General features: G+C 34.7%; 29 protein-coding genes. 25 read left to right on the top strand and 4 right to left on the bottom strand.

Going from position 1 to position 23458, the window contains the following annotated elements; all coding sequences use genetic code 11:
• The first annotated feature begins 435 nt into the window (after nucleotides 1–435).
• The 13 genes from FC57_RS06825 to FC57_RS06765 all read left to right on the top strand — a co-directional run bounded on the left by FC57_RS06825 (nucleotide 436) and on the right by FC57_RS06765 (nucleotide 9127).
• Complete coding sequence (locus tag FC57_RS06825) at nucleotides 436–1209, top strand: hypothetical protein (protein ID WP_007125033.1); 774 nt, start codon at nucleotides 436–438, stop codon at nucleotides 1207–1209.
• 177 nt (nucleotides 1210–1386) lie between these two features.
• Nucleotides 1387–1701, top strand: a complete 315-nt coding sequence (locus FC57_RS06820) for a hypothetical protein (protein WP_007125034.1) — start codon at nucleotides 1387–1389, stop codon at nucleotides 1699–1701.
• A gap of 5 nt (nucleotides 1702–1706) precedes the next feature.
• Nucleotides 1707–2780 carry an ATP-binding protein gene (locus FC57_RS06815; RefSeq protein ID WP_007125035.1) on the top strand — a complete coding sequence of 358 codons (1074 nt, stop codon included), beginning with the start codon at nucleotides 1707–1709 and terminating at the stop codon, nucleotides 2778–2780.
• A complete protein-coding gene (locus FC57_RS06810; protein WP_007125036.1) occupies nucleotides 2777–3121 on the top strand; it encodes a hypothetical protein in 345 nt (114 codons plus the stop codon). Before FC57_RS06815 ends, FC57_RS06810 begins: the two co-directional genes overlap by 4 nt.
• A gap of 221 nt (nucleotides 3122–3342) precedes the next feature.
• Complete coding sequence (locus FC57_RS06805) at nucleotides 3343–3714, top strand: hypothetical protein (protein WP_007125037.1); 372 nt, start codon at nucleotides 3343–3345, stop codon at nucleotides 3712–3714.
• A gap of 196 nt (nucleotides 3715–3910) precedes the next feature.
• Nucleotides 3911–4312, top strand: coding sequence for a hypothetical protein (locus FC57_RS06800; protein ID WP_007125038.1), 402 nt, complete (start codon nucleotides 3911–3913; stop codon nucleotides 4310–4312).
• Entirely contained in the window at nucleotides 4309–4647 is a 339-nt protein-coding gene (locus FC57_RS06795) for a hypothetical protein (RefSeq protein ID WP_007125039.1), read from the top strand. The genes FC57_RS06800 and FC57_RS06795 overlap by 4 nt, the downstream gene beginning before the upstream one ends.
• Before the next feature lie 13 nt (nucleotides 4648–4660).
• On the top strand, nucleotides 4661–5011 hold the full coding sequence (locus tag FC57_RS06790) for a hypothetical protein (protein WP_007125040.1): 351 nt from the start codon (nucleotides 4661–4663) through the stop codon (nucleotides 5009–5011).
• Between the two features lie 98 nt (nucleotides 5012–5109).
• Nucleotides 5110–5469, top strand: a complete 360-nt coding sequence (locus FC57_RS06785) for a hypothetical protein (RefSeq protein ID WP_007125041.1) — start codon at nucleotides 5110–5112, stop codon at nucleotides 5467–5469.
• Complete coding sequence (locus tag FC57_RS06780) at nucleotides 5453–6496, top strand: Rep family protein (RefSeq protein ID WP_007125042.1); 1044 nt, start codon at nucleotides 5453–5455, stop codon at nucleotides 6494–6496. Before FC57_RS06785 ends, FC57_RS06780 begins: the two co-directional genes overlap by 17 nt.
• 45 nt (nucleotides 6497–6541) lie before the next feature.
• Nucleotides 6542–6736, top strand: a complete 195-nt coding sequence (locus tag FC57_RS06775) for a helix-turn-helix transcriptional regulator (RefSeq protein WP_007125043.1) — start codon at nucleotides 6542–6544, stop codon at nucleotides 6734–6736.
• A 63-nt stretch (nucleotides 6737–6799) separates the two neighbouring features.
• Nucleotides 6800–8002 carry a tyrosine-type recombinase/integrase gene (locus FC57_RS06770; RefSeq protein ID WP_007125044.1) on the top strand — a complete coding sequence of 401 codons (1203 nt, stop codon included), beginning with the start codon at nucleotides 6800–6802 and terminating at the stop codon, nucleotides 8000–8002.
• A gap of 282 nt (nucleotides 8003–8284) precedes the next feature.
• Complete coding sequence (locus FC57_RS06765; RefSeq protein WP_007125045.1) at nucleotides 8285–9127, top strand: alpha/beta fold hydrolase; 843 nt, start codon at nucleotides 8285–8287, stop codon at nucleotides 9125–9127.
• Between the two features lie 101 nt (nucleotides 9128–9228).
• Here FC57_RS06765 and FC57_RS06760 read toward each other — a convergent pair whose 3' ends face one another.
• Nucleotides 9229–10089: a LysR family transcriptional regulator gene (locus FC57_RS06760; protein ID WP_007125046.1), complete on the bottom strand. Its 861-nt coding sequence runs from the start codon at nucleotides 10087–10089 to the stop codon at nucleotides 9229–9231.
• 120 nt (nucleotides 10090–10209) lie between these two features.
• Here FC57_RS06760 and FC57_RS06755 point away from each other — a divergent pair, with 120 nt between their 5' ends.
• Nucleotides 10210–12330, top strand: coding sequence for an FAD-binding protein (locus tag FC57_RS06755; RefSeq protein WP_007125047.1), 2121 nt, complete (start codon nucleotides 10210–10212; stop codon nucleotides 12328–12330).
• A 409-nt stretch (nucleotides 12331–12739) separates the two neighbouring features.
• A complete protein-coding gene (locus FC57_RS11120; protein WP_007125049.1) occupies nucleotides 12740–12886 on the top strand; it encodes a hypothetical protein in 147 nt (48 codons plus the stop codon).
• A gap of 29 nt (nucleotides 12887–12915) precedes the next feature.
• Here the strand turns inward: FC57_RS11120 and psiE are convergent, their stop codons facing one another.
• Entirely contained in the window at nucleotides 12916–13323 is a 408-nt protein-coding gene (gene psiE / locus FC57_RS06745) for a phosphate-starvation-inducible protein PsiE (protein ID WP_007125050.1), read from the bottom strand.
• Between the two features lie 175 nt (nucleotides 13324–13498).
• On the opposite strand from psiE, the gene FC57_RS06740 reads away from it, so the two are divergent.
• On the top strand, nucleotides 13499–14707 hold the full coding sequence (locus FC57_RS06740) for an ATP-binding protein (RefSeq protein ID WP_007125051.1): 1209 nt from the start codon (nucleotides 13499–13501) through the stop codon (nucleotides 14705–14707).
• A 30-nt stretch (nucleotides 14708–14737) separates the two neighbouring features.
• Here the strand turns inward: FC57_RS06740 and FC57_RS06735 are convergent, their stop codons facing one another.
• Together FC57_RS06735 and FC57_RS06730 are read right to left on the bottom strand one after the other, a co-directional pair.
• The gene (locus FC57_RS06735; RefSeq protein ID WP_007125052.1) at nucleotides 14738–15136 is read right to left on the bottom strand and encodes an iron-sulfur cluster biosynthesis family protein; all 399 of its coding nucleotides are present in this window, start codon (nucleotides 15134–15136) and stop codon (nucleotides 14738–14740) included.
• A 100-nt stretch (nucleotides 15137–15236) separates the two neighbouring features.
• Entirely contained in the window at nucleotides 15237–15443 is a 207-nt protein-coding gene (locus FC57_RS06730; protein WP_040529292.1) for a hypothetical protein, read from the bottom strand.
• A 110-nt stretch (nucleotides 15444–15553) separates the two neighbouring features.
• Here FC57_RS06730 and FC57_RS06725 point away from each other — a divergent pair, with 110 nt between their 5' ends.
• The 9 genes from FC57_RS06725 to FC57_RS06685 all read left to right on the top strand — a co-directional run bounded on the left by FC57_RS06725 (nucleotide 15554) and on the right by FC57_RS06685 (nucleotide 23394).
• On the top strand, nucleotides 15554–15949 hold the full coding sequence (locus FC57_RS06725; protein ID WP_007125054.1) for a hypothetical protein: 396 nt from the start codon (nucleotides 15554–15556) through the stop codon (nucleotides 15947–15949).
• Nucleotides 15950–15963: 14 nt separating this feature from the next.
• Entirely contained in the window at nucleotides 15964–16893 is a 930-nt protein-coding gene (locus FC57_RS06720; protein WP_007125055.1) for a glycosyltransferase family 2 protein, read from the top strand.
• Nucleotides 16894–16902: 9 nt separating this feature from the next.
• Nucleotides 16903–17778 carry a metallophosphoesterase family protein gene (locus FC57_RS06715; RefSeq protein WP_007125056.1) on the top strand — a complete coding sequence of 292 codons (876 nt, stop codon included), beginning with the start codon at nucleotides 16903–16905 and terminating at the stop codon, nucleotides 17776–17778.
• A gap of 444 nt (nucleotides 17779–18222) precedes the next feature.
• Nucleotides 18223–19374, top strand: coding sequence for a PTS sugar transporter subunit IIC (locus FC57_RS06710; RefSeq protein WP_007125058.1), 1152 nt, complete (start codon nucleotides 18223–18225; stop codon nucleotides 19372–19374).
• On the top strand, nucleotides 19374–20273 hold the full coding sequence (locus FC57_RS06705; RefSeq protein ID WP_007125059.1) for a DUF7916 family protein: 900 nt from the start codon (nucleotides 19374–19376) through the stop codon (nucleotides 20271–20273). Before FC57_RS06710 ends, FC57_RS06705 begins: the two co-directional genes overlap by 1 nt.
• Nucleotides 20274–20628: 355 nt before the next feature.
• A complete protein-coding gene (gene apf, locus FC57_RS06700; protein WP_007125060.1) occupies nucleotides 20629–21333 on the top strand; it encodes an aggregation-promoting factor in 705 nt (234 codons plus the stop codon).
• Between the two features lie 159 nt (nucleotides 21334–21492).
• A complete protein-coding gene (locus tag FC57_RS06695; RefSeq protein ID WP_007125061.1) occupies nucleotides 21493–21717 on the top strand; it encodes a type II toxin-antitoxin system HicA family toxin in 225 nt (74 codons plus the stop codon).
• Nucleotides 21718–21788: 71 nt separating this feature from the next.
• Entirely contained in the window at nucleotides 21789–22205 is a 417-nt protein-coding gene (locus FC57_RS06690) for a type II toxin-antitoxin system HicB family antitoxin (RefSeq protein WP_007125062.1), read from the top strand.
• Nucleotides 22206–22326: 121 nt separating this feature from the next.
• A complete protein-coding gene (locus FC57_RS06685; RefSeq protein ID WP_040529294.1) occupies nucleotides 22327–23394 on the top strand; it encodes an SEC10/PgrA surface exclusion domain-containing protein in 1068 nt (355 codons plus the stop codon).
• The last annotated feature ends 64 nt before the right edge of the window (nucleotides 23395–23458 follow it).

Below are 23458 nucleotides of genomic sequence, written 5' to 3'. Positions count from 1 at the left end.
GGCTTCTTGGGTGCGTTTAGCGGCAAGCGCGGCATGTTCAGAATGCGGAGGCAAGCTGTCGTTTATTTTTTCTATTGGATATCTCTAGTGCAAGATTTTATGGCCGCTGCAAGACTTCTTATGTGCTCCGTCTCTATTGTTTTACTTTATAGAAAAGGCATCAAGGCGTTTTCTGATTATATCCCTATAATCTTTGTAATTTAATTAAAATAAAAACTTAAAAAATTATTGACAAGAGGTGATTTTATGATTATAATGATCGAGTCCAAGACGAGAATAGCAGGGTAGTCAGGGTACCCAAAAAACTTAAATTTTATAGGGAAAAGGAGGCAAAGTTTTGACTGTCTCCTTTTCCCATACTTTTCAATATTATAAAGGATCGTTAAGCAAAAGGCTTAGCGGTCCTTTTTTTGTGCTTAAATGGAGGATTTCTAAATGAATTCAAGTGCAAAAGAAATTCAAATGCAATACGTTTCAATTCGTCGAGTAATTGAAGATGCCAATAAAAAGTATAAATTATTTACTGGTAATCAAGTTGAAGACGACTATTTAATTAACACTATGCAAAAAACAATTATTGCAACTATAAAAAAAGAAAGTAATGGTATTGATTATTACAAAGAAAATCAAGGTAAGAAAAAGTATAAGATTGCAAAGAATCAAGTTAATTATTTAATTGGTGTCATTCTAAGAGATTATTTTTCAAAAAAATCTCAAGCCTTTGATGTGTCGATACTCCAAGCTGAAGATAAAAAATTAATTGATCATAGTTTTCAGAAATTAGGGCGAACAAAACAAGAAAAGGATGCTGCTTTGTCCAAGATTGAAAACAATTCACAATATATCAAAGATAAGGATATGGCAAAAGTTGAGAAAGAAGTTACTGAAAGTATTCAAAATTCCGTAACTGACGACTCAATAGATCCAATTAATCAAATTGACACTGACCTTTTTACCAAATATAAGCAATTGAATATAAACTTTAAGCAAGAATTCAATCATGATTTGAAGGAGGTGAAACGGAATATTATTTTTAAAAATAGTTTGCAACACTCTATTAGTAATTTCTATGAGGTTGAATATGTAAAGGACTACGTCCTACGTGAACTCCATACTATAAATTGGAATGGTCAAAGACTAATAGTTAGCTATGGCTATTCTAAATATGATAAAAAATTGCATGATCCTTTAAATTGGTATTGCGAGTAAGAGCACTAAGTAAATAAAAAACTTAGCGCTCTTTTTCTGTAAAAACTATCTTTTCTTCTTGGTAGTTCCCTAAAATACCGTGAAAATAGGATTTCAATTTCTAGAAAAGAGGGATTCTTTTTCTAGGAAAATCTTCGTATTCTAACTATGTAAACAAGATAAAGGAGGCTAAAAGCCATGAAAAGAAAATTAAACCCTAGTGGTTATAGTTCAGCAGCAGTTTGGGAGAACTTAGATAGGAACCGACCTATCTACTCTTTAAGTACTGAGTTAATTCCTCAGTATGAGTGGGTAGATGGCAAGCCTACTAAGAAAATTGATGCCTATAAGGCAGGCTTTACACAGGAAGGAGCAGAATATTTCCAAGTAAAGTTTGCTAAAAAGGTGGAGCTCCCAAAGTATATGTCAGTAGTTAGCTTTGACAACATTACTGCGTATGAAACACGTTATGATGTTTACTTTAAGGCTGATGATGTAAAAGAGGTTAAATAGCTGTGATGAAAAAAGATCAACTCATTAACTACATTACCCAAAGCGTTGATATGGCCTTAGGGTCTGATATGCAGGGTGAAACTAGTTATACTAATAGCTTTTCTATTGATTTAGATAAAGGTGGCGTTAAGTTTATCCCGCGGATGCCCGCGGGATATCTTATCGACAACAATTTGTATCAAAGAATTTTTAAAATTTTGAATGCAGCATTATATCCAAGATTTACTTTACTTAAGCAAAATAATGCTTATTTTATTCCATTAAATACAGATGATATTCACGTTCAACGAGCTTTATACTTTCCTTGGAAAATAGGCGTTGCTAAAAGATTAGTTATTCCTGATCTTAAGAGTTTTGTTACTTCAAATACTAACCAAATTCCGATTATGAAAGATCTAAGTATTAACTATAATAAAGTAACATCTGTAGCGATTGCAGGAAATTCAGGTTCAGGGAAATCCTACCATTTAACTTACTGGTTAGAATGTTTAAAAACAATAAGTACCTTGATAGTGGTTGATCCAAAGATGGATGAACCGACTCGATGGGCAAAAATTAATGATATAAAAGTAATCTATCCAGAAAATAATCGCTCGAAATCAGATTTTGTCGCTCAAATTAATAGCACGTTAACTGAGTGCTTAAATTTAATTCATAAGCGTCAAAGAGAATTGATAGATAACCCAACTTTACCATTAAGGCATATGACGGTAGTAATTGATGAAATCTTAGCACTATCAGAAGGCATCAATAAAAATATTAAAGATTCGTTCTTTGCGCTGCTATCGCAAATAGCTTTACTCGGACGTGCTACGCATGTGCATCTAATACTGGTAGGCCAACGGTTTGACCATCTTTCTGTTCCTACCTCCATTCGTGACCAAGCTAATGTACGTATACAATTAGGCAATATTAATAGGAAAACAACGCAATTTTTATTTCCAGATTTGGATCCAGAAGGAATCGTAATCCCTACGGGTAAAGGAACGGGACTAATTCAGATTATAGATGATCAGCACCCTTATCAGGTATTACCATTGCTGTGTCCGACTTATTATAGTAAGGAGAAATTACTATGAATTGGGTAAAGATTAAGTACTTTACATTAGCATTAATTCAACGTAGAGAATTAATTCACTTTTTGCAATTGCCTACCAAAGGATTATCCAGAACCAGTCAAGCTTATTATGTGGCATGTGACTATAACTCTTATATGAGAATGACCAAAGTTAAACTTTCTCCAAAAAGACTTGAAGTCAAAATTCGTATTCCAGAGTACCCAGATGGTATGGTACAACTTGAAAAAAATTGGCCTAACATCATTGATAAAATTTCGCGGCTAAATTTTAGAAGGTACACTTTATCCAGCGATAAAACAAGCGACCCAAATTATTACATTATTGAAGGAACTCGTAAGTGATGAGCATAAGATTATGCCCATCACTTTTTTTCTAGAAATAAGACATTATTTTCCAGATCCTAAACTTAAAAGCTCTTGAAAAGCTGTTAAAACGGGAAACTTAAAATTACTAAGTTTCCCGTTTTGTCTGTCCAATTTCTAGATTTTATTAACTAGTATATAGCGTGTAAAGAAAAAGAAGTCCATTAAGGACATTGAATCAAAGAAAGGATTTTTTAATTATGCAAAGACTTTACGAAGATTACTTATACGACACTGAAAATTCAAAAATTATTGCTGAGTATGAAAGCCCATTTTTCCCAAGCAATTTTAAATACTACAAAGAATGGCTGTATCAAGCACCCAATGGCAAGTTCTTCTTATATGGAGAAGGCAATGGTTCAAGTCCATACGGATGTCCTGCCTATGATAGTGGGATGGAAGCAGGAGCTGACCTCCGTCCATTAACGTTTGATGAAGCTAAAAAATGGTATCAAAACACTTTAGATAAGCTATATCGTGTGGACGATATTATGGATGGTAAAGATCCAGAGCCCAACTATCCTACTTATTGCCGCTTATTTAAGAAGAATAATGAAAAAGAAAAGGAATAAAAAATGACTAAAGATAAATTAATTGCGGCGCGTCCGCCGCCCGTAAGGGCGAGGCGAGAAGCGCCGCAAAAAATAAAAATATTATTGTGTGCAAGTTATACAAGCCCTTATAGGACAACTAGTAGGGCTTGTTATTTACTAGTTGTCACTAACTGTGCAACTGTACTGCATACTATTCAAGAAAGGAAAAACGATTATGAAGAGATTAAATCCCTTTGCTTCGATCCCTCCATTGATGGCTTCAGATGATGAAGTAACGGTGGTTAGAAAGTCATACGAGTATGACAAGTTTGAGCCAGATACTTACTTTCGTAATGATCTACGGGCAGACTACTTAATGCTTCGCTACTTGCAGGATGATATTCCGTTACCGGTTTTAGAAATAAAGCAAGGTTATCAGAAGTTAATAATTATTAATGATCAAGATAGTTTTTATGCTGCTAAGGCATTAAAACGTCCAGTGTATTACTATGAAACATTTAATGCTGGTAAGTATCAAAGCAAAGACACAAAAAAATTAAGTATTTCAGATGATCAATTAAATCGTTTACGCAGATTTATTGAAAGACGTAAAGAAAAGGGGTTAACCATTTTATGAAAACTAAAGAAGTTTCAAGAATTTACAAAACCACTGATTATAGCAAGTTTGTTGTAAGTGCTGAGCTTTACAATGATACACGAATTAACTTTTTAATGTATAAAACACTGATTAAACATGAGAAGCTACCGCTTGTCATTGTAAGAAAAGTAGATTCAAAGCTGGAAATTGTTTCAGAACAAGACAGTTTTTATGCAGCAAAGCAAATGGGTCTGCCTGTTTACTATTATGAGGCATATCATTCGGTTCCACGAGCTAAACAAAAAATTGACTTTTCCTTTAATGATATGGAGGAATTATTAAACTTTTGTTTGAATAATGGACATTTTGACTAGGGGCGAATAAAAAATGAAGAAACAAAATCAAAATATTGTAGCACAAATTAAGGTAAGTAGAGATTACGATAAATTCTTAGGATTTATGGAATACACTACTTTGACAAGATTAAATTATTTAACAATGCTCTACTTTAAGAAGCAACAACCTTTACCAATTCTCGAAGTGAAAAAACTGGATGGTGGTTTGCTAGAGGTTTTAAACGATCAAGAAAGCTTCTTTATTGCAAAAAGGTTTAACTTGCCAATTTACTATTATGAGACTTTCCAAGGAAGTGGAAAACTACGTGAGAAGGCCAAGCCAATTGCACCGCCTCTTGAAGATTTAGAAAATACAATGCTCTTTATCCAAGGAGACTGTTAAAGGAAGAGTGAATACTATAAAAAATTTGGTTAGAGGAAGTCCTTTTTTATATAACCGATTAAAGAAATTTGATTTTAACGAAAGAAGGATAAAACAAAATGCAAAAACAAGAAGTATCAAGAATTTACAAGACAACTGATTACAGTAAATTTATTGTTAATGCAGCTTATTATAATTCTACTAGAATTAATTTTCTATTATATAAGCAAGTAACTAGAAATGCTAAGTTACCATTAGTAGTTGTAAGAAAGATCGAAGATAAGCTAGAAATTGTAGCTGAGCAGGATGCTTTCTATGTGGCTCAACAGTTAGGCTTGCCAGTTTACTATTATGAAGCTTTTCAGTCGTTACCTCATGTTAAACAACAAATTGATTTTTCTTTTGAGGATATGCAAGAGTTACTCGATTTTTGTTTAGATAATGGAAATTTTGGAGGTGGCTATGAAAAAGGAAATTAGAGCAAGGCAATTTATGTATGTGCAGGATCTAAATCATTTATCAGTAAAAGAATCTGATTTTAAACAGATCTTAAATCAGTCAGGAGCGATGGAATGGGCTTATATTAAGCACGATAAAGATCCTAAAAAAGACCAAGAAGGTAAAATCATTCGGCCGCACATCCATGCAGTACTCAAGTACGAAAACCCACAGAAGCTAAGTACCATAGCGAATTTATTCAATGATCAGGCGCAGTATGTAGATGTCTGGAAAGGTAGAATTGCTAATGCTTATTCCTACCTTCTTCATGAAACTGAAGAGGCAAGAGAACAAGGAAAGCATGTCTATAAAGATACAGAAGTGGTAGCTTCTTTTGATTTTCCAGCGAGAATGAAAAATATTAGAACTAAAATTTCTAAAAGTCCTAAATATATTTCATCACTGATCAATCAGTATGCAGAAGGAAAGATTCAGTATCAAGAGCTAGAAGACCAAATTGGAATTTCTCAACTTGCGCGGCGAAAAAAATTAATTGATCAGATTGATGAGTTGAAGGCCGATAAAGAGCATAAAGAATGGCTAAAGAAGTTTGAAGGTAAGCCTATGCATACTTTGTGGCTTTATGGTGAAGCGGGGGTAGGTAAGACCCGGTATGCAGAATACCTCTTGCGTAAGAAAAAATATGTAATTCTTGGAAGTAGTCGAGATTATTTTCAAACATATAATGGCGAACATTTCATTATTTTAAATGATTTACGACCGAATGATTTTAATTATTCAGATTTGCTAAGAATCTTGGATCCTTATCAGCACGACAAGGCAGCACCAAGCCGTTACCGTGATAAAAAATTAAGTGTGGAGGAAATTATTATCACAACGCCGTACTCGCCGAAAGACTTTTATAGAACTACTAAAATTGATGATCGGCAAGTTGATACGGTTGATCAACTTCTACGCCGGATTCAACCAATTCATGTAACTCCTAAGTTCATTAAAAGGCGGCTAAAAATAAAAAGACCTAAGCATACCGACCAAGATAATGCTTAAGCTTTGAAAATATATTTCATTATAAATTTTAGAAGATGAGGTACTATGAAGCAAACAATTTTAAATGCTAAGCAGCTTTGCCAAACTTTAGGAATTAGTACAACTACTTTCTATAAGTTTAAAAAGTCTGGTATGCCATATCATCAGTTACCTAATAGCAGAGCATACTTCATTCTAAATGAAGTAGAAGATTGGCTAAGTAAAGCAAGTTACCACCAAGCAACCACATGGACTAAATAAAGCTTAAAGGATAGAATGTAAATGTACATGCATTCTATCCTTTCTTATTAGGAAGGATTAAATATGATTACAAAAGTTAAAAATGGTAAGCATGTAGGTAAGTGGAAGGTTAGAATCCAACCAGTTGATAAAGTTACTGGTAAACGGATTAGCTTTCCCGTTAAATATGCAGATTCCAAAAAAGAGGCGGTTAAACTAGAGCGAAAGTTATGGGCTGAGTATGAAGATGGCTTTAATCTTAGTGATGGAAATGCTGTATTTGCTGATGCTTTTCAAAAGTATGTTAATAGAAGGGCTAAAACAATTAGCCCTGTAACATTAAAAGCTTGGCAAGAATCGGCCAATGACTTTAAAGCATATTTCAGGCAAGCTAAGATTAATAAAATTACTACTTCGTTAGTTTCAAGTTATGCTCATGATTATGTAAATGAGCATAAGCTTACCGTTAGTAAATCTTCAATAATAGCTAAAAGACTTATTCACATGAGAAACTTCTTCAAAACACTTGAAGGAAAAACGATAAAAGAAAATCCAATTCCAGAAGGTGCTTTAAAGCTATTCTTTAAGCAAAGTGATTTTTCAGTTCCGAAAGAATGGTATATCCTTTCTTCTGATGAATTAAAGCAGATTAGAGATTTAATCATTAAGGATCTGGATCACAGCTCTGTAATGAATTGGGGTAGTAAGCTAGCAATTCTTATTGAAAGTTATACTGGTATGAGAGTGTGTGAGCTCCAAGCATTGAAGTTTAGTAACATAACGTTTGAAGATTCAGTTTGGACTTTTCGCATTAATAATAGCTGGTCAGATTACACTAAATCATTTACAGGTGCTTTAAAGGCACGTCCTAAAGGATATTCAAGATCATTATTACCTTTACCTAAAGAGGTAATAGCATTGCTTAAACGCTATCAAGATAAGCAAAAGGCTTTTTTGAAAGATCATGCATTAGATAATCCATTAGATCTAGTATTTATGAATTTACATGATTATAAGGCTGTAGCGAATAGCCAACCTATCAAGCAAAAGAGTCTTAATGCCATGCTTAAGGTCATTTGCAAAAGATTAAATATTCAATCAGGTGATAAGCAATTGAGCATGTATTCATTTAGACATACTATCTGTACAAACTTAGCTAATACACCTGGTATGTCCTATCCATGGGCGGCTGAAAAGATGGGACACTCATTGCAAATGTTCATGAATACGTATGTAGGTGTTGATCCAGATATGAATAAGCAAATGAATAAGCTATGGGTTAGTTAAATTTGATAAATTATTCAATGCACACACTTTTATGGTTAAAGTGCTTCAAGTACTGATAAATAAACAAACTGATTAGAGGACTTCTGATCTGGCATTCAGCACTCAGAGTACTAACTAAGAAAGACCTGTAATGAAGCCCAATCGGAAAGATTGAGTATTCATGCAGGTCTTTTTTATTGAGATTTAAATATAATTGTTTCATAGAATTATTTAAAAATATTGTTATCTTAACTTACTAGATATGTTTTAATAATTTTGATAAAAGAAAGAGGGTAACAAGTTATGAAATTTAATACGATTGATGTTCATGGATTAAAGATGTTTTATCGTGAAAGTGGCAGAAAAGAATTGCCGACATTTTTGCTCTTACATGGCTTTCCAACTTCAAGTGCATTATTTAGAAATCTAATGCCAATGCTTGAAAATAAATTTCATGTAATCGCTCCAGACTATATTGGTTTTGGTCAATCAGCTTCTCCAAGTCACACAGATTTTAAATATACTTTTGAAAATCTGACTAATTATGTTGATGACTTTTTAACCCAATTAGGTATTGACAAGTTCTACATGTACGTCTTTGATTATGGTGCACCTATTGGCTTTAATCTTGCAGTTCGCTATCCAGAAAGGATTTTAGGGATTGTGAGTCAAAATGGTAATGTTTATCAAGAAGGTTTAGGGAAAAAGTGGGAAGGACGCAAGAAATATTGGGCTCATCCAACTAAAGAATTGCGTGAACAATATAAGTCCGCTTTCGCGCCAGAAACGATTAAAGGTCAATATTTAGGTGGTGAAAAGCCAGGTACTGTTGGACCAGATGGCTATACTTTGGATATTTACTACACTGGCAAACCTGATTATGCTGAAAATCAATCTGATTTAATTTTTGATTATCAAAGCAATGTTGCTAATTATCCTAAGTATCAAGAATATTTGCGTCAATACAAACCAGAGTTAATCGCCGCCTGGGGTAAAAATGATCCTAGCTTTATCTATCCAGGTGCGGAGGCCTTCAAGAAGGATGATCCAAATGCGGAAGTTCATCTACTTGATGGTGGTCATTTCGTTCTTGAATCACATTGGCGAGAAATCGGTCAATTAATTTTAGATAAATGGGCTAAATAATTGAATAAGTAATAAAAGACCTGTAATGAAGCCCAATCGGAAGGATTGAGTATTCGTGCAGGCCTTTTTTATTTAAGTTATTGAAGTTGTTCTTCTTTTGATTATTTTACAATTCTTTCCCTTTTCATGTATTTTAAAAACTCTTTGCTAAGGTTACTAGCATCCCTTCGATAATAAAAGCCATAGTTCAAAGTTAGATTCCACTGTACAGGTTTTATTAGATTATTATCTAGTAAATAGCACAATGATTGTGGGATAATTAATATTTCGTGCATGATTTGAGCATTATTGATTACTGCAGTATTAAGGGCTGTGTATTCTTTGATTCTACAATTAGTTACATTCTTATTTAAAATTTGTCTGGTAGATTTCATTGATTTGAAAATGGTGCTATTAGGGATTGAGATAGTTTTATTGGCTAAATCATTAAGTTTTAATCTAGTCAAAGCCTTAAGGGAAGAATTTGGATAAATTGCAGCCACTAAAGGCACAGATTGATATTGAATAAAGTCAAAGCCCTGTCTTGAAAAAGGTCTTTCAGAATAGATACCTTCAAATAAATCGATTTCTTGAGGAATATTTTCGTAATTTTTAATTTCAATAAAAGAAAGTTTACTCTGTTCATGGTTTATTGCGAATTCTGACCATTTTCTCTTGATGACAGTTGGTAAGTTTAAGAAGCCACTGCCCGCGAAGATAGTATTTTTATACTTAGTTAATGATAAATAGATTTCTTTAGTTAAATTGTTTAATTGTGTAGCCTTATTAATCAAAGCCCGTCCTGCATTAGTTAACTTGACGCCATGAGTAGTTCTGATGAAAAGCGTTAAGTCCAAGCTATCTTCTAAGGTATTAATTTGTTGCATGACCGCATTTTTAGAGATATATAGTTTTTTAGCAGCTTTAGAAAAGCTACCACAATTGGCAACTAATAAAAAAGTATTTAGTTCAGTATGATTCATTTAATTTTCTCCTGTGTTAAGTCTAACCTTCACATGGTACATTCATATTAGCACAAGCATAGGCAGCGCTTACAATTATAATTTAAAATAAAGGTGCTTGTAGAGGAAGGACGTTGAACAATGAAGAAAAATTATCAAGATGGTAAATTTACTAGTACAGCTAAGGGACATAGTTCTGATGTTGATTTAACGATTACTTTAACTAACGGAAAAATTAAAGACGTTAAAATTGATGTCGAAGGTGAATCCAGTTCCAGAAATGATGCGGTTGTTTCGCAACTAACTAATCAAATATTGGAAAAACAAAATGATTCTATAGATGCTGTGTCGGGTGCTACTGAGACCAGCAATGCAGTTAGACGTGCGTTGACTGACTGTTTGAATAAAGCAAGTGGTCAAAATGGTAATGTAATTAAAAGTGAACTAAAAGATGGTGTATATGAAGAAACCGTTCCATCTTATAGTTTGATTGCCCCGATGACAGGGAAAGTTACGGTTAAGGATAATCGAATCAAAGATATTAAAATTACATCTGAAAAAGATTCTCAAGGTTCACCTTGGTTTAAACGAGCTGAGGCTAAACTTATTCCACGGTTGATTGCATCCCAATCTCTAGATACTGATGCAGTAACGGGGGCTTCAGTTTCATCTGGTGCGATTAAGTTAATTGTCGAAAAAGCTATTACAGACGCAGGTGGAGATAGTGACCAATGGCATGTACCGGTTGCCAAGGAAAATAGAACTGTAGTTAAGAAAGGCTATGATGTTATTGTAGTCGGTCTCGGTGGCTCTGGCATTTTAAGTTATTGTTCTGCTGCTGATCATGGAGCTAAAGTATTTGGAATGGAAGCTGCGGCCGGTATTGGTGGCAATTCGATGTCGACCTCTGGTCCAATGGTTGTTAATTCGAAGATTCAATCTCAAAAGTATAACAACGGTAAAGATAATATTGATGAGCAGGATCTTTATCAAACTTGGATGGATTATGTTCAGACTGATAAAAAGGCAGATGTGATCAAGCAGGCAATTAAAGAAGATGGTCCTGCTTTAGACTACTATATGGAGAATTTTGGCTTTTCATTTGATGGAGCTGCTTTTGGTCAACCAGCAGGATATTATCCGTCATTTGTTAGACCAGATTGGACAAAAGAATGGACAATTTATTCTGCTGACAACAACCATTGGTATTCTGTTAGTGAACCGGATCATTTACCAACTTTCCAAAAAGCATTAGATAAAGCTAAAGGAATGAATTCAGCAAATGATTATCAAGTGGAGTTGAGAGCCAAGAAATTTATTAAGAACTCTGCAGGAAAAGTAGTGGGTGTAGAAGCTGAATCATACGATGGAAGTAAGTATGAAGTTTACGGCAAAGCAATTATTTTAGCTAGTGGTGGCTTTATTGGTAACAAGCAAATGATGAAAGAAGTCTATGGTCATACTTGTCAAGTATTCGGATCTACTGTTGCACAAGGGGATGGTATCCGGATGGGTCAAAGTGCAGGTGGAGCTACTTACGCTCTAGACACTTTGCCTATGATTCATATATCTCAAGTTCCAAATATTATTAGAGATAATTCTTTAACGGCTAACGAAAAAGCAATTTTGTCAGCCCTAGCTACTACTAGTGATGCTAAAAAGCTTGATGAAACAGGGGCAGTATTATCTTCAAAGGATAAAAGCGGAACTGCTGATGCTAAGATAACCGTAGGTATCGCTTATGCACCAGGTTTTAAATACTTTAATGCTTACACTAAAGCAGACTTAGAAAAGATGAAGAATGAAGGTTTGTCGGATACTACTTCTAAAGTGGTCATTATTTTACTTGATCAAGGCGGAAAGATGCCTAAGGCAGGAATCCCAATCGAAAGTATGGATAAGATTGTTGATGAAGCCATTAAACATGGGGATGCCTGGAAAGGTACACCTGTAAAATTAGCTAAAGAGTTAAACATGGATGAAACTAAATTAACTGAAGCTTTAGGTGATCCAGATCAGGAATATTACTTGTTTGAAGCTGGTGGTTATGCTTATGCAACTTGTGGTGGATTAGATGTGGATAAGAACATGAATGTCTTAAAAGCTGATGGTACACCAATAGAAAACATCTTTGCTGTTGGTCAAGATTCAGAAGGTGTAGAAAATAAAGGTGGTCAAGCTTACACTCCTTGGGGTGGTCAAGCACAGGCATGGACATTTGTTTCAGGTAAAATTGCTGGAGAAAATGCTGCCAAATTATAGTAAATTTTGATAGTAACCAAAAGAAGAATATAGAATAAAAAAGACCTGTAATGAAGCCCAATCGAGAAGATTGAGTATTCATGCAGGTCTTTTTTATATTAATAGGGTCTGCTACTAATCAGTAGCAAACATATGTGTAAAATAATATTATTAATGAGCTAAATGTAACTAGTTTTGTAGGTAAAAATTAAACATGACATACATCAAAGATTATACCAACACATATATTTTTCATGGTCATCAATATACGATTATTGCTCCTGCTCTTTGGGATGAAAAAACTAATAAAGTAGTTGACATAAGCGAACACCTTCTAAAGAAAGCCTTAATATTACTAGATACTAGGTATCAAAATATCTTAATAGCTATTACCCTTGTATAATTCAGATTATAAAGGTGGTATGTATAGATGATTAAAAGAGGAAAAGTCAGACGATTTATCCAAATCGCTAAATATGCTGTAAGTATTGCAATCGTAGTTTATCAATCGGCTCAAAAAATCTATCGTATTAAAGAAAAGATGACTAGCCGAAATCACACAAAAATAACTAAATAAGCGAAAAGACGAGTTTAAACTCGTCTTTTTTACATGTTCTTCAAATGTTTATTGAAAATGACCATTGCGATAATCAACATCAAAATTGAAACAGAAGTAGCAACGATTTCCCATACATTACCGTGAGCTGTGATTAAGCCGCGGATTAGCGCTGTGACGCCTAAGCCCATTAGAAAATTGATACTCGTATGGCCATGATGTCGCAGAGCTGAAATGATCATTGCAGTGAATTCAAAGAATAGGAAGAAAACAATAATTTCATCTAAAATGGTGGAATCGCTTTCTTTAATTGAAGATGAAAATAGCAATTTGAATAATGGAATTAATTCACGGAAGAGCAGAATAATCAGTACGATCCCTAGTAGTCCGATGGCAATTACTAATAGTTTTTGTAAAAATTGTGCGAATTTTGAGACAAATTTGTTAAAGTTCTTCATGTGATTTTCTAACTTTCTGTAGTCTGATTAATATTATAGTAAAAAATCGAAAATTATGAATTTTAACTATAAGTAAAATTTAAGCCGAAATTGTCCTAAATTTGTACTATAGTTAAAATTATACCTAAATTAGACTATAATTTTAACTGTAATTAAAATCTCGGAGGACAAAACAATGGAATTAAAATCTCGGCCAACTTATCTAAAAGAATTATTGAATTTCAAAGATAGTCAATTTATTAAAGTAATTACCGGGGTAAGAAGATCAGGAAAATCTTATCTGATGCTCTTATATAAGCAATATTTAAAAGAACACGGCGTGGATAATGATCAGATAATCTATATCTCATTTGAAGACTTATGTTATTATAAATTGCGTGAAATGCAAGCGTTATATAAATATTTAGAATCTAAAATTATTCCAAAAAAAAGAATGTATTTCTTATTAGATGAAATTCAATTAGTAGAAAACTGGCAGGAAGTAGTAAATAGTTTAAGATTAAGAGAATTAAATGATATTACAATCACTGGTAGTAATGCTCAAATACTTAGCGGAGACTTATCTACCAGAATTGCAGGCCGCTTTATTGAAGTGAAGGTGTATCCACTTTCATTTAAAGAATACGTAGATTGGACTTTAGGTAGTCAATACGATGAACGGCAACTTCCTGAAGCTTACAAAGAATATTTAAGAATTGGTGGTTTCCCAGCTGTAGTGTTAGCACAAAAGGAACTGAGAGATACTATTTTATCGGGAATATATAATACAATCCTCTTAAAGGATATTAATCTTAGAAATAACATCAGAGATTCAGGTATGGTAAATATTATTTCTACGTATCTTGCTGATACTGTAGGTCAATTGATTAATCCCAATAAGATTGTCACTACATTAAAATCCAATGATCCTAAGAACCGCACAATATCCTATCAATTTGTTTCTAAAATCTTGAAAAGTTTTGAAGATGCTTATTTATTTTACCGTTCCGATCGCTATGATATTCGTGGGAGAAAGTTATTACTTTCTCAAGGAAAATATTACATGGTCGACCAAGGACTACGTAATTTTGTTTTGGGATCAGAACAAAATAATCGTGGTAGTGAGTTGGAAAACGTAGTTTATATGGAACTAATTAGAAGAGGCTATCATGTTGAAGTTGGAAAACTAGATAATAAAGAAATTAATTTTGTTGTTTCCAAAAACAAAGAGCTTAAATATGTTCAAGTAACGCTTAAAATACCTGAAAATTCAACTCGTGAAACTGATAATTTACTTGCCGTTCCTGATAATTATGACAAGCTGGTTATTTCAGGTAGTGTAGAGGAATATAACAATATTGCTGGAATACCAATTATTAATATTATTGATTGGCTAAAAAAATAGCCGCTTTAAAGCGACCATCTTTATCAATTTTTAGCAACGCCATTCAACGGCACCCATTTTTACATTCTTATTAGCCTTAATTAAAGCAGCACCGTTGCCGATGTCTACGCCACCGTCAAGGATGCCTTCATCAGAGCGCAAATTCAAGCTACCAGCGTCGTAATCCATCACCATGTTTGGTCCCATGAGAGTCATATCATACTTAGAAGTATAAATCTTCAGACCTTGATCATTATCTAATTGAACTGGATAGTCTGGATCAACTTGATCGACCCAGATGATTGAAAAGTGGGAGCCAATACTGCAGCCGCCGCCTTTGATTGAATATTTACCACCACCATCATCGGTGATCAAAATCAAAGTTTTGTCTGCAATTTCTCTTCTTTTTAAGTAATCGAGTGCTTTATCAGTAAATGTAATTTTAAGCATAAGCTCAACTTCTTTCTTGTCTAAATCTTTTTCACTTGTTAATTAGATTATAGCGAAAATATCCCTTTTTAAAATTGATTTAGATCAAGAAAGAGTAATTTCATAATTTGTCAGCCCAAATGACGATCATTTCTTGCCATTCGCCACTTTCACCAATATTACGAAATTCCAAACTAAAAACTTTAGCGTTTAAATGTTCATGTTGCCATGATTCGTAAACCTCGTTAGGCATATCTTCAGTTGATTGATATTTAAAAGAATCAACGTGCAAGTGCTTTGCATCGATTGCATTTTCTTTGTTAAACATCATAATCCCTTCTTTTCACTTATTATTGTAGTAGTTTCTCTCGTTCTTGGTTGGAATCACGCTTATAATGGAAGTAAGTGAGAAATAGATATAGAAATGAGAGGGTTAAGATGCCACTTTGTCAATTATTTATCAATAAAGACCAACAACAATTTATGTTAATGAAAATGCCTAAGGATGTTAGTCCTGATAATTATCAAAGCTGGATTGTTGATAAAGAACAAGAAAAAGATATTCAAGCTTTTGAATTTTCTCAACAACTACTTGATCGGATTGCTTTGAGTTATGTTGATGATAGTCAGACGGATGATCCATATCAGGCTAAATATGTCTTAATGAAGGCACCTGATGAAAAGGAGCTATTTGTTTCTAGTTTAGAAATTAGCCATAATGGGGAAGAAAAATTAGATATAATCAGAAATGGTTTGTTAATTGTTTTTGATGAAAATGAATTAGAAAAATTCACCCCAATTTTGCAGGGAGCCTGGAATAAAGATGGGATGTAGTGAAATATTAATATATGAAGAAACTATCAATAGTCGTTCCTTGCTATAATGAGCAAGAATCAATTCCGCTATATTATCCTGCAGTGGAAAAAGTTGTGCATAAAATGCCAGTTAAAGTGGAATATATTTTTGTCAATGATGGTTCCAGCGATAACACGTTGAATGAGTTACGCAAATTACAAAAACAAGATCCTGAGCATGTGCATTACATTTCTTTTTCTCGCAACTTTGGTAAAGAGGCCGCACTGTATGCAGGATTGAAAGCAACTAAAGGCGATTTAGTTGTTGTCATGGATGTGGATTTACAGGATCCACCCGAAATGATGCTTAAGATGTATGACTTAATTGAAAATGATGACTGGGATGTTGTTGGCTGTCGACGGATCAATCGAGCTGGCGAATCTAAATTGAGATCATTTTTAAGTAATATGTTTTACAAAGTGCTTAATAAGATTTCTAAAACAAAATTGGTACCAGGCGTGCGTGATTATCGGATGATGACCCGACAAGTAGTCAATGCAGTTTTATCTGTTTCGGAATATAATCGTTTTTCAAAGGGAATATTCAGCTGGGTTGGCTTCAATACCAAATACTTGAATTATCATAATGTAAAACGGGTAGCTGGTAAGAGTACCTGGACTGTTTGGCAATTGTTCAAATATGCAATGGATGGTATTTTTGATTTCTCTCAAGCTCCATTGAATTTTACTTTATGGTTGGGACTAACATCTTCTGTTTTGTCGTTTATTGGAATCATTTTTATCATTGTGCGACATTGGATTTTCCCACAGTATTCAGTTCAAGGCTGGTCGTCACTTGTCTGCATTATTTTATTAATTGGCGGATTACAACTGCTTTGTATTGGATTAGTCGGTCGCTATGTAGGTCGCATTTATTTGCAGGTCAAGGATCGACCAATTTATATTATTAAGGAAAAGAAATAGAGGCCTAAAATGACCCAAAACATTATTAACAGAACGCTATTGAGCGATCGAACGCGAGAGAATTACATCTTTATTTCTGATATTCATGGCAACCTTGAGACTTTAGGGCTGATTGAACAAGCAAAAAAGGATTTTCCAGCTGCTCAATTGGTGACTGGTGGCGACTATATTGATGGTCGTAAAAATGTTAAAGAAGTACTCGATTATTTGATTGAGCAAAAAAGCCAGGGTGCAATCGTCTTATTAGGTAATCATGAACAAATGATGCTTAACTTTGCGGATAATTGTGAACATCAAGATGGTATTTGGTTCTACAACGGCGGTAACAAGACCTTGTTAAATTTATTTGATCGGATTGTTTCGCGAGGAGAGTTGCGGGATAGCAGATATTATCGTTTTTTGAAAAGTTGTCCCATAATGTATGAAACGCCACATTTAATTTTTGTCCACGCAGGAGTTCGTCCTGATAAAGAATATAATGATCCGGCAACTTATAATGAAGTTAGCTATGGATTGAAGTTTGATTATGATTTCTTTCGGGTGTGGGCACGGGACCGTTATTGGTATTCCAACATGGAAGACGAGATTTTTGCTCATAATCAAACTGGAAAAACAATCGTAACAGGCCATACGCCTACTGCAGGTTTGGAAGGAAAATTTGATGATGGGCGAAAGCTAGGTCATCTATCATGGGATCATTGTGTTGTACGTATGATGCAGTATCCAGGTGAGTCAGCCAGAATATTTACGGATGGTGGATCGCATTCGGATCCAATGATTTACCCACATAATGATGGTAATGTGGTGGTTTTAAATAATGTAGGAAAAATTATCCGAGTTTATAATTGGGATAATCCTAATGGTACAGAGTTTATAAATGAATAATTAGAAAAGTTCTCGAGAAGAGAACTATTTTTTTGATTTCAAAATTACAATATTGTAATTTTTCAAAAGGGTAAGCAAAAAGGCATCCAAATGGATGCCTTTATTAGATTTAGAGATCAAAAAAATAATATTAGTCTTCGACTTTCTTAGCTTCATTCATAGCCTTCATGATTGAAGGATTCTTTGAGTGACAATCTTTGATCATTTGTAAATCTTCTTCACTTAATTTAACAACGTATTTACTCATAGTTTATCTTCCTCGCTTTTATTTAAAAATACAGCTTTACTATAGCACTTAACTTTCCTACTGCAAAGATTAAAATAATTCTAAAAATTTCTTCTCAAAATACTGGTAAATAAATCGCTTTCATAGTATTATAGCGTCATAGAGGTATATACCAAAAATGTGAGCTCATTTTTATTAGATTGAAGAGGGAAATTACTATGGCTAAGAAAGAAAGTGGAGGCTTAAATGCGTTTGTCAACAAACACATTATGCCTGTAGCTGCCAAGATAGGTAGTTTTAAACCGTTAATTGCTGTTCGTGATGGTATTGCATGGAGCTACGCAAATCAATATAAAACTGATGGTGTTTCAGCCGGGATCCTTTCCGCATCAGTTTTCTTTATTTTGACGCCAAGCATTATGAGTGGTGACAAGGTTCCTGCAGAAGGCTTCCCATACACTTACTTGGGTAGTAGAGGTTTGTTTGTAGCAATTATCTTTGGACTTTTATCTGCATGGATCTTCCAATGGTTTATTAACCATAATATTCAAATTAAGATGCCAGCAACGGTTCCACCTGCCGTTTCTAAGAGTTTCTCTGCTTTAATTCCAGGTGCTGTGATTATTGCCATTGCTGGTTGTGTTTACTGGTTATTCTCATGGACTGGCTGGGGCAATATTCACGACGTAATCATGAATATCCTTGCTAAACCATTGAGTGCTTTAGGCAATACTTTAGCTGGTACTTTGGTTTCTATCTTATTAGTAAGTTTATTCTGGTTCGTAGGTATCCACGGTGGTAACGTCGTTAACACTGCGATGTCACCAATTTGGTTAATGCAAACGGACGCTAACCGTGTTTTAAACCAAGCAGGTCACTTGGATTTAGCTCATGGTGGTCACATTATTACTCGACCATTCATTGATAACTTCGTTTACATGGGTGGTGGCGGTGCCACCATTGGTTTGGTCCTTTGTATCGGTTACTTGGTATGGCGTAAGCGTTCAAGCAAACAAAATGAAGTTTTGGCCCCATTAACTATTGTGCCAGGTATGTTCAACATTAATGAACCAACTATGTTTGGTTTGCCAGTTGTGATGAATTTAATGTTGATTATTCCATTTATTATTGCTCCAATGGTTAATGCAATTACTACCTATATTGCAATGAGTACAGGCTTAGTACCATTATGTAACGGTACTGTTATTGCTTGGACAATGCCACCAGTTATCTCAGGCTTCCTTGCTACAGGTAGTATTGCTGGGTCAATTTTACAAGTAATTAATATTATTTTAGACGTCTTGATCTATCTGCCATTTATGGCGGCATTGAACAAGCGCCAATTAGTTGAAGAAGAAAAGGCTAAATAATGGTAACTAGATTAATTAGTGCTAATTCTAGTGAATTGTTAAAAATGAACGGCGACCAACTAAAGCAAAGTATTAAAGCTAGTGAAGGTCGGACCGTTTTAAGTGAAAATGTCGTGATTCAACCGGCAATTGATGGGTTGACGATGTCTGAGATCGCAGCCGCATTTGGTGCAGACTTGATTTTGCTTAATTTATTTGACGTATTTGAACCTCAAGTTAGTGGCTTGGATGTTAAAGATCAAAAAATGACTGTCAAAAAATTAAAGGAATTAACAGGCCGTCCAATCGGTGTAAACTTGGAACCCGTTGATCCAGATGCCAAAATGGAATCAACTAAATTTACTTTACCGAAAGGTAGAATTGCTTCTGCCGAATCAATGAGACGAGCAGAAGAGTTAGGCTTTAACTTTGTTTGCTTTACAGGTAATCCTGGCAGCGGTGTTACTAACAAGATGATCGTTGAAGCTGTAAAGACAGCTAAAGAAAACTTCTCTGGCATGATTATTGCAGGAAAAATGCATGGTGCAGGCGTAGACGAGCCAGTAGCTGATGAGGAATCAGTGAAGGCAATGATTGATGCTGGTGCTGATGTGATTTTAGTTCCAGCTGTAGGGACTGTACCAGGATTTACCAGCGATGAACTGATTAAGATCGTAAAGATAGTTCACCAGCATAATGGCTTGGTGATGAGTACGATTGGTACGAGTCAGGAGAGTTCAGGTAAAGATGTTATTCGTGAGATTGCGTTGAAGAATAAGACCTGTGGTGTTGATATCCAACATATTGGGGATGCTGCATGGGGTGTTCTTCCGCCAACAGAAACTATTTTTGAGCTGAGTAAGACAATTCGTGGCTTAAATCATACGATCGCTAGAATGGCTCGTTCTATTAATAGGTAGATAATAGAAGATATTTTTTAGGAGAAAGGCAAGTGCCTTTCTCTTTTTGTTTTGCAAAACTGTTTCAGTCTGTTAAGAGCGAACATCCTTTTGCACATAGCAAACAAAAAGTTAAAAGGCCGATAAATGTTGATATATCAGTATTTTGGAGTGATTAACTTAATTTACATAAATGTTACAAATGTTACAAAGATGACACATTCAGTAATACTTTCTTAACGAGTGAGTGATATTCCTGTTATGGTTCTGAAACGAAAGGCCTGTAGTATATAAGCTGTCAATTGAAATAAAGACAGATGAATAAGTGAAAATTCGTTAGTAAAACAAATTTTTAAACTTTAAGGAGAGAATTTCTTTGAAAATCAAATCTATCTTAGTTAAATCAATTGCAGTAGCTGCTTTGTCAGTTACAGGTTTAGTAGCAGTTAACAACACAACTTCAAACACTGCTCAAGCTGCTACAGTTCAAAACGACGCAAGCGTGGTAACTGTAAACCACAACTCAATCAATGTATACAACAATTACGAAAATCCAGTAGCAACTGGTCAAACTTTAGCCGGCAATACTTCATGGAAGGTTATCAAGACTGCTTACGATTCAAAGGGTCACAAGTGGTACGACTTAGGTAAGAACCAATGGGTTCGTGCTAAGTACGTAACTGCTGGCTACCACGCAGCTTCAACTGCACAAAAGACTGCAACTACTACAACTGCAAATACTCAAACACAAACACAAACAACTAACACTGCTGCAACTCAAGCTCCAGCTCAAACTCAACATACTCAAACTGCTGCAGCTTCAACTAGTGCTAAGTCATACACTTCAAACGCAACTGGTTCAGAAGCTAGCGCTAAAGCTTGGATTGCTAGCCAAGAATCAGGTGGCTCATACAGTGCTTCAAATGGTCAATACGTAGGTAAATACCAACTTTCAGCTTCATATTTGGACGGTGACTACTCAGCTGCCAACCAAGAAAGAGTTGCTGATAACTACGTAAAGGGTCGTTACGGTTCATGGTCAGCTGCTAAGGCATTCTGGCAAGCAAACGGCTGGTACTAATAAGCAACCTCAATTTTCAAAACTGAATAACAACTTAATAATCAAAGAAGGGTACTCTGTCACAGTTTGATGGGGTGCCTTTTTTGCTCGAAAATATGTTTGATACTTCTTTAGAATTTAGATATAATTTTAATTATTCAAATTTTGGAGTGATATTTTATGGTTAAGCATACGGCCAAGGAAGCCATAAAATTACTTAAAGAAAATGATTTTCGTGAAATAAGTGTTAGGGGAGATCATCATAAATTTAGAAACTCTCAAGGACTAATTGCTAATTTGAGGTATAGTCGTTTGAAAGATACTATTTCTAAAGGAGTCTTTGATGACATTAAAAAAGCGATTCATGGACAAAGTAAATGGCAACTTATGCATAAGAAGCATTAATGCTTCTTTTTCATTTATATTGTATTTATACGTACATATGCGTATAATCTGAGATATAAGAGGTGATAACGATGAGAACCGTAGTATATCCTGCAGTTTTAGATGATTCCGAAAATGGAGAAAAAAATTATTTTACGGTAGAATTTCCTGATGTTCCAGGTGCTTTCAGTGAAGGACATGGGTTAGCTGAAGCTTTATATAATGCTGAACAAACTTTAGGGTTAGCTTTATATGATGTTCCAGAGAAAGATTTGCCTACTCCAACATCACTAGATGAAGTACGTGAATTTTGTAAGAAGAATTATCCTAATGCTCATGTTTATCCTGTTGCTACTGATTTAGATGCAGCAGCAAAAGAAGTAAAGCCGGTTATGGTTAAGAAGAATACAAGAATTCCAGGAAAATTAGCCCAGCGAGCAGAAGCGGCTGGAATCAATTTCTCTGAAACTCTAAAAGAAGCTTTAGAAAGAAAATTAGCTAAGAATTAAATCAAAAAAGGGTACTCTGTCACAGTTTGATGGGGTGCCTTTTCTGTTATCTCCAGCAATACGGTATAATAAAGATATATCCAAAAAGTTTCAGAAAATGATATCAGAAAGAAGTATAGTTATGAATAAAAAAATGATTACGACACTGCTCGCCAGTGTGTGCTTGCTAGGTCCAGCAGGTACAATTATGCAAACGATGCCGCAAACCGTTCAAGCAGCTACCAAAGGGAGAGTACAAGTTAAGGGGAAGAAGAAGATCCGCTTGTACACTGCCAAAGGCAAGAAGACAAAATACTATGCTTACGTGGGTAAAAAATATGCTTATTCTACCAAAAAGCGGATTAAAATTGGTAAAAAGAAATATTTAGCTTATAAATTAAGTGCTAATTCATACTGGTTATTGGCTAAAGATGCCAAGTTGGTCAAGAAAACAAGCACTTCTTCTTCAACTTATGCTCAGGCAAATATTAAAATGCCACAAGGTTATACTCGTGAAGCTCTCCTGGAAGCATATAAAGGTAAACCAAGTGCCAATTTTATTAAAGCTTGTATGGAAGGAATGGAAATCAACGATTTCTCTCGTGTAATTAGCGGAGAAACTAAAGCTGATGAGAAGATAATCAATCCAGATCGTTTAACTGCTAGTGAGCAAAAAGAATTAGCAGAATTTTCCTTGCGTGTAATCAATAATGCCCGGGAACAATTAGGCTTAAGACCATGGGTTTACAGTACTGGTACGCAAAGACTGGCTGATGATATTGCTAAAGAATATCAGGACAATGGTCGTAGTATTAAAGATAATGGTCACTATGTAGCTGGTATTGTTAGAGTTTGCCAAAAGCATGGCTTAAACTTGGATGATAATTACGTTGAAGATATGGCAGGTTTTTCTATTAATAAGAAAACTATGCCAATGGGTGAGATGAAACGAGACGTATATTTTGGCTTAAAACAAATGATTTTTGGTTTTGCTGGAGCTAATGAAACGCAGCGGAATAACAAGAGTCTTTACCGTGAATGGGAACACGCTGGTGACTTGTTTAACACCCAGGGGTCACGTCATGATGGTGATTATAATTATTATGGCTTTAGTCTTTCTAAGACGGGTAATGTTTATTCAATGCATTACATCAGTGTTCCTAGTTTTGTGGTTGAGAGCGAAGAATACAATACAGGTTTTAGACCTTAAAAAGATATTGAGCACGCATAATGCGTGCTTTTTTGATAAGATAGAGAAAATGCAAAAATATGGG

Source organism: Lactobacillus ultunensis DSM 16047, from assembly GCF_001436305.1.
Lineage (GTDB): Bacteria > Bacillota > Bacilli > Lactobacillales > Lactobacillaceae > Lactobacillus > Lactobacillus ultunensis.
Note: the sequence above shows the minus strand (reverse complement) of the source record. Positions and strands in the feature narration are given on the sequence as shown.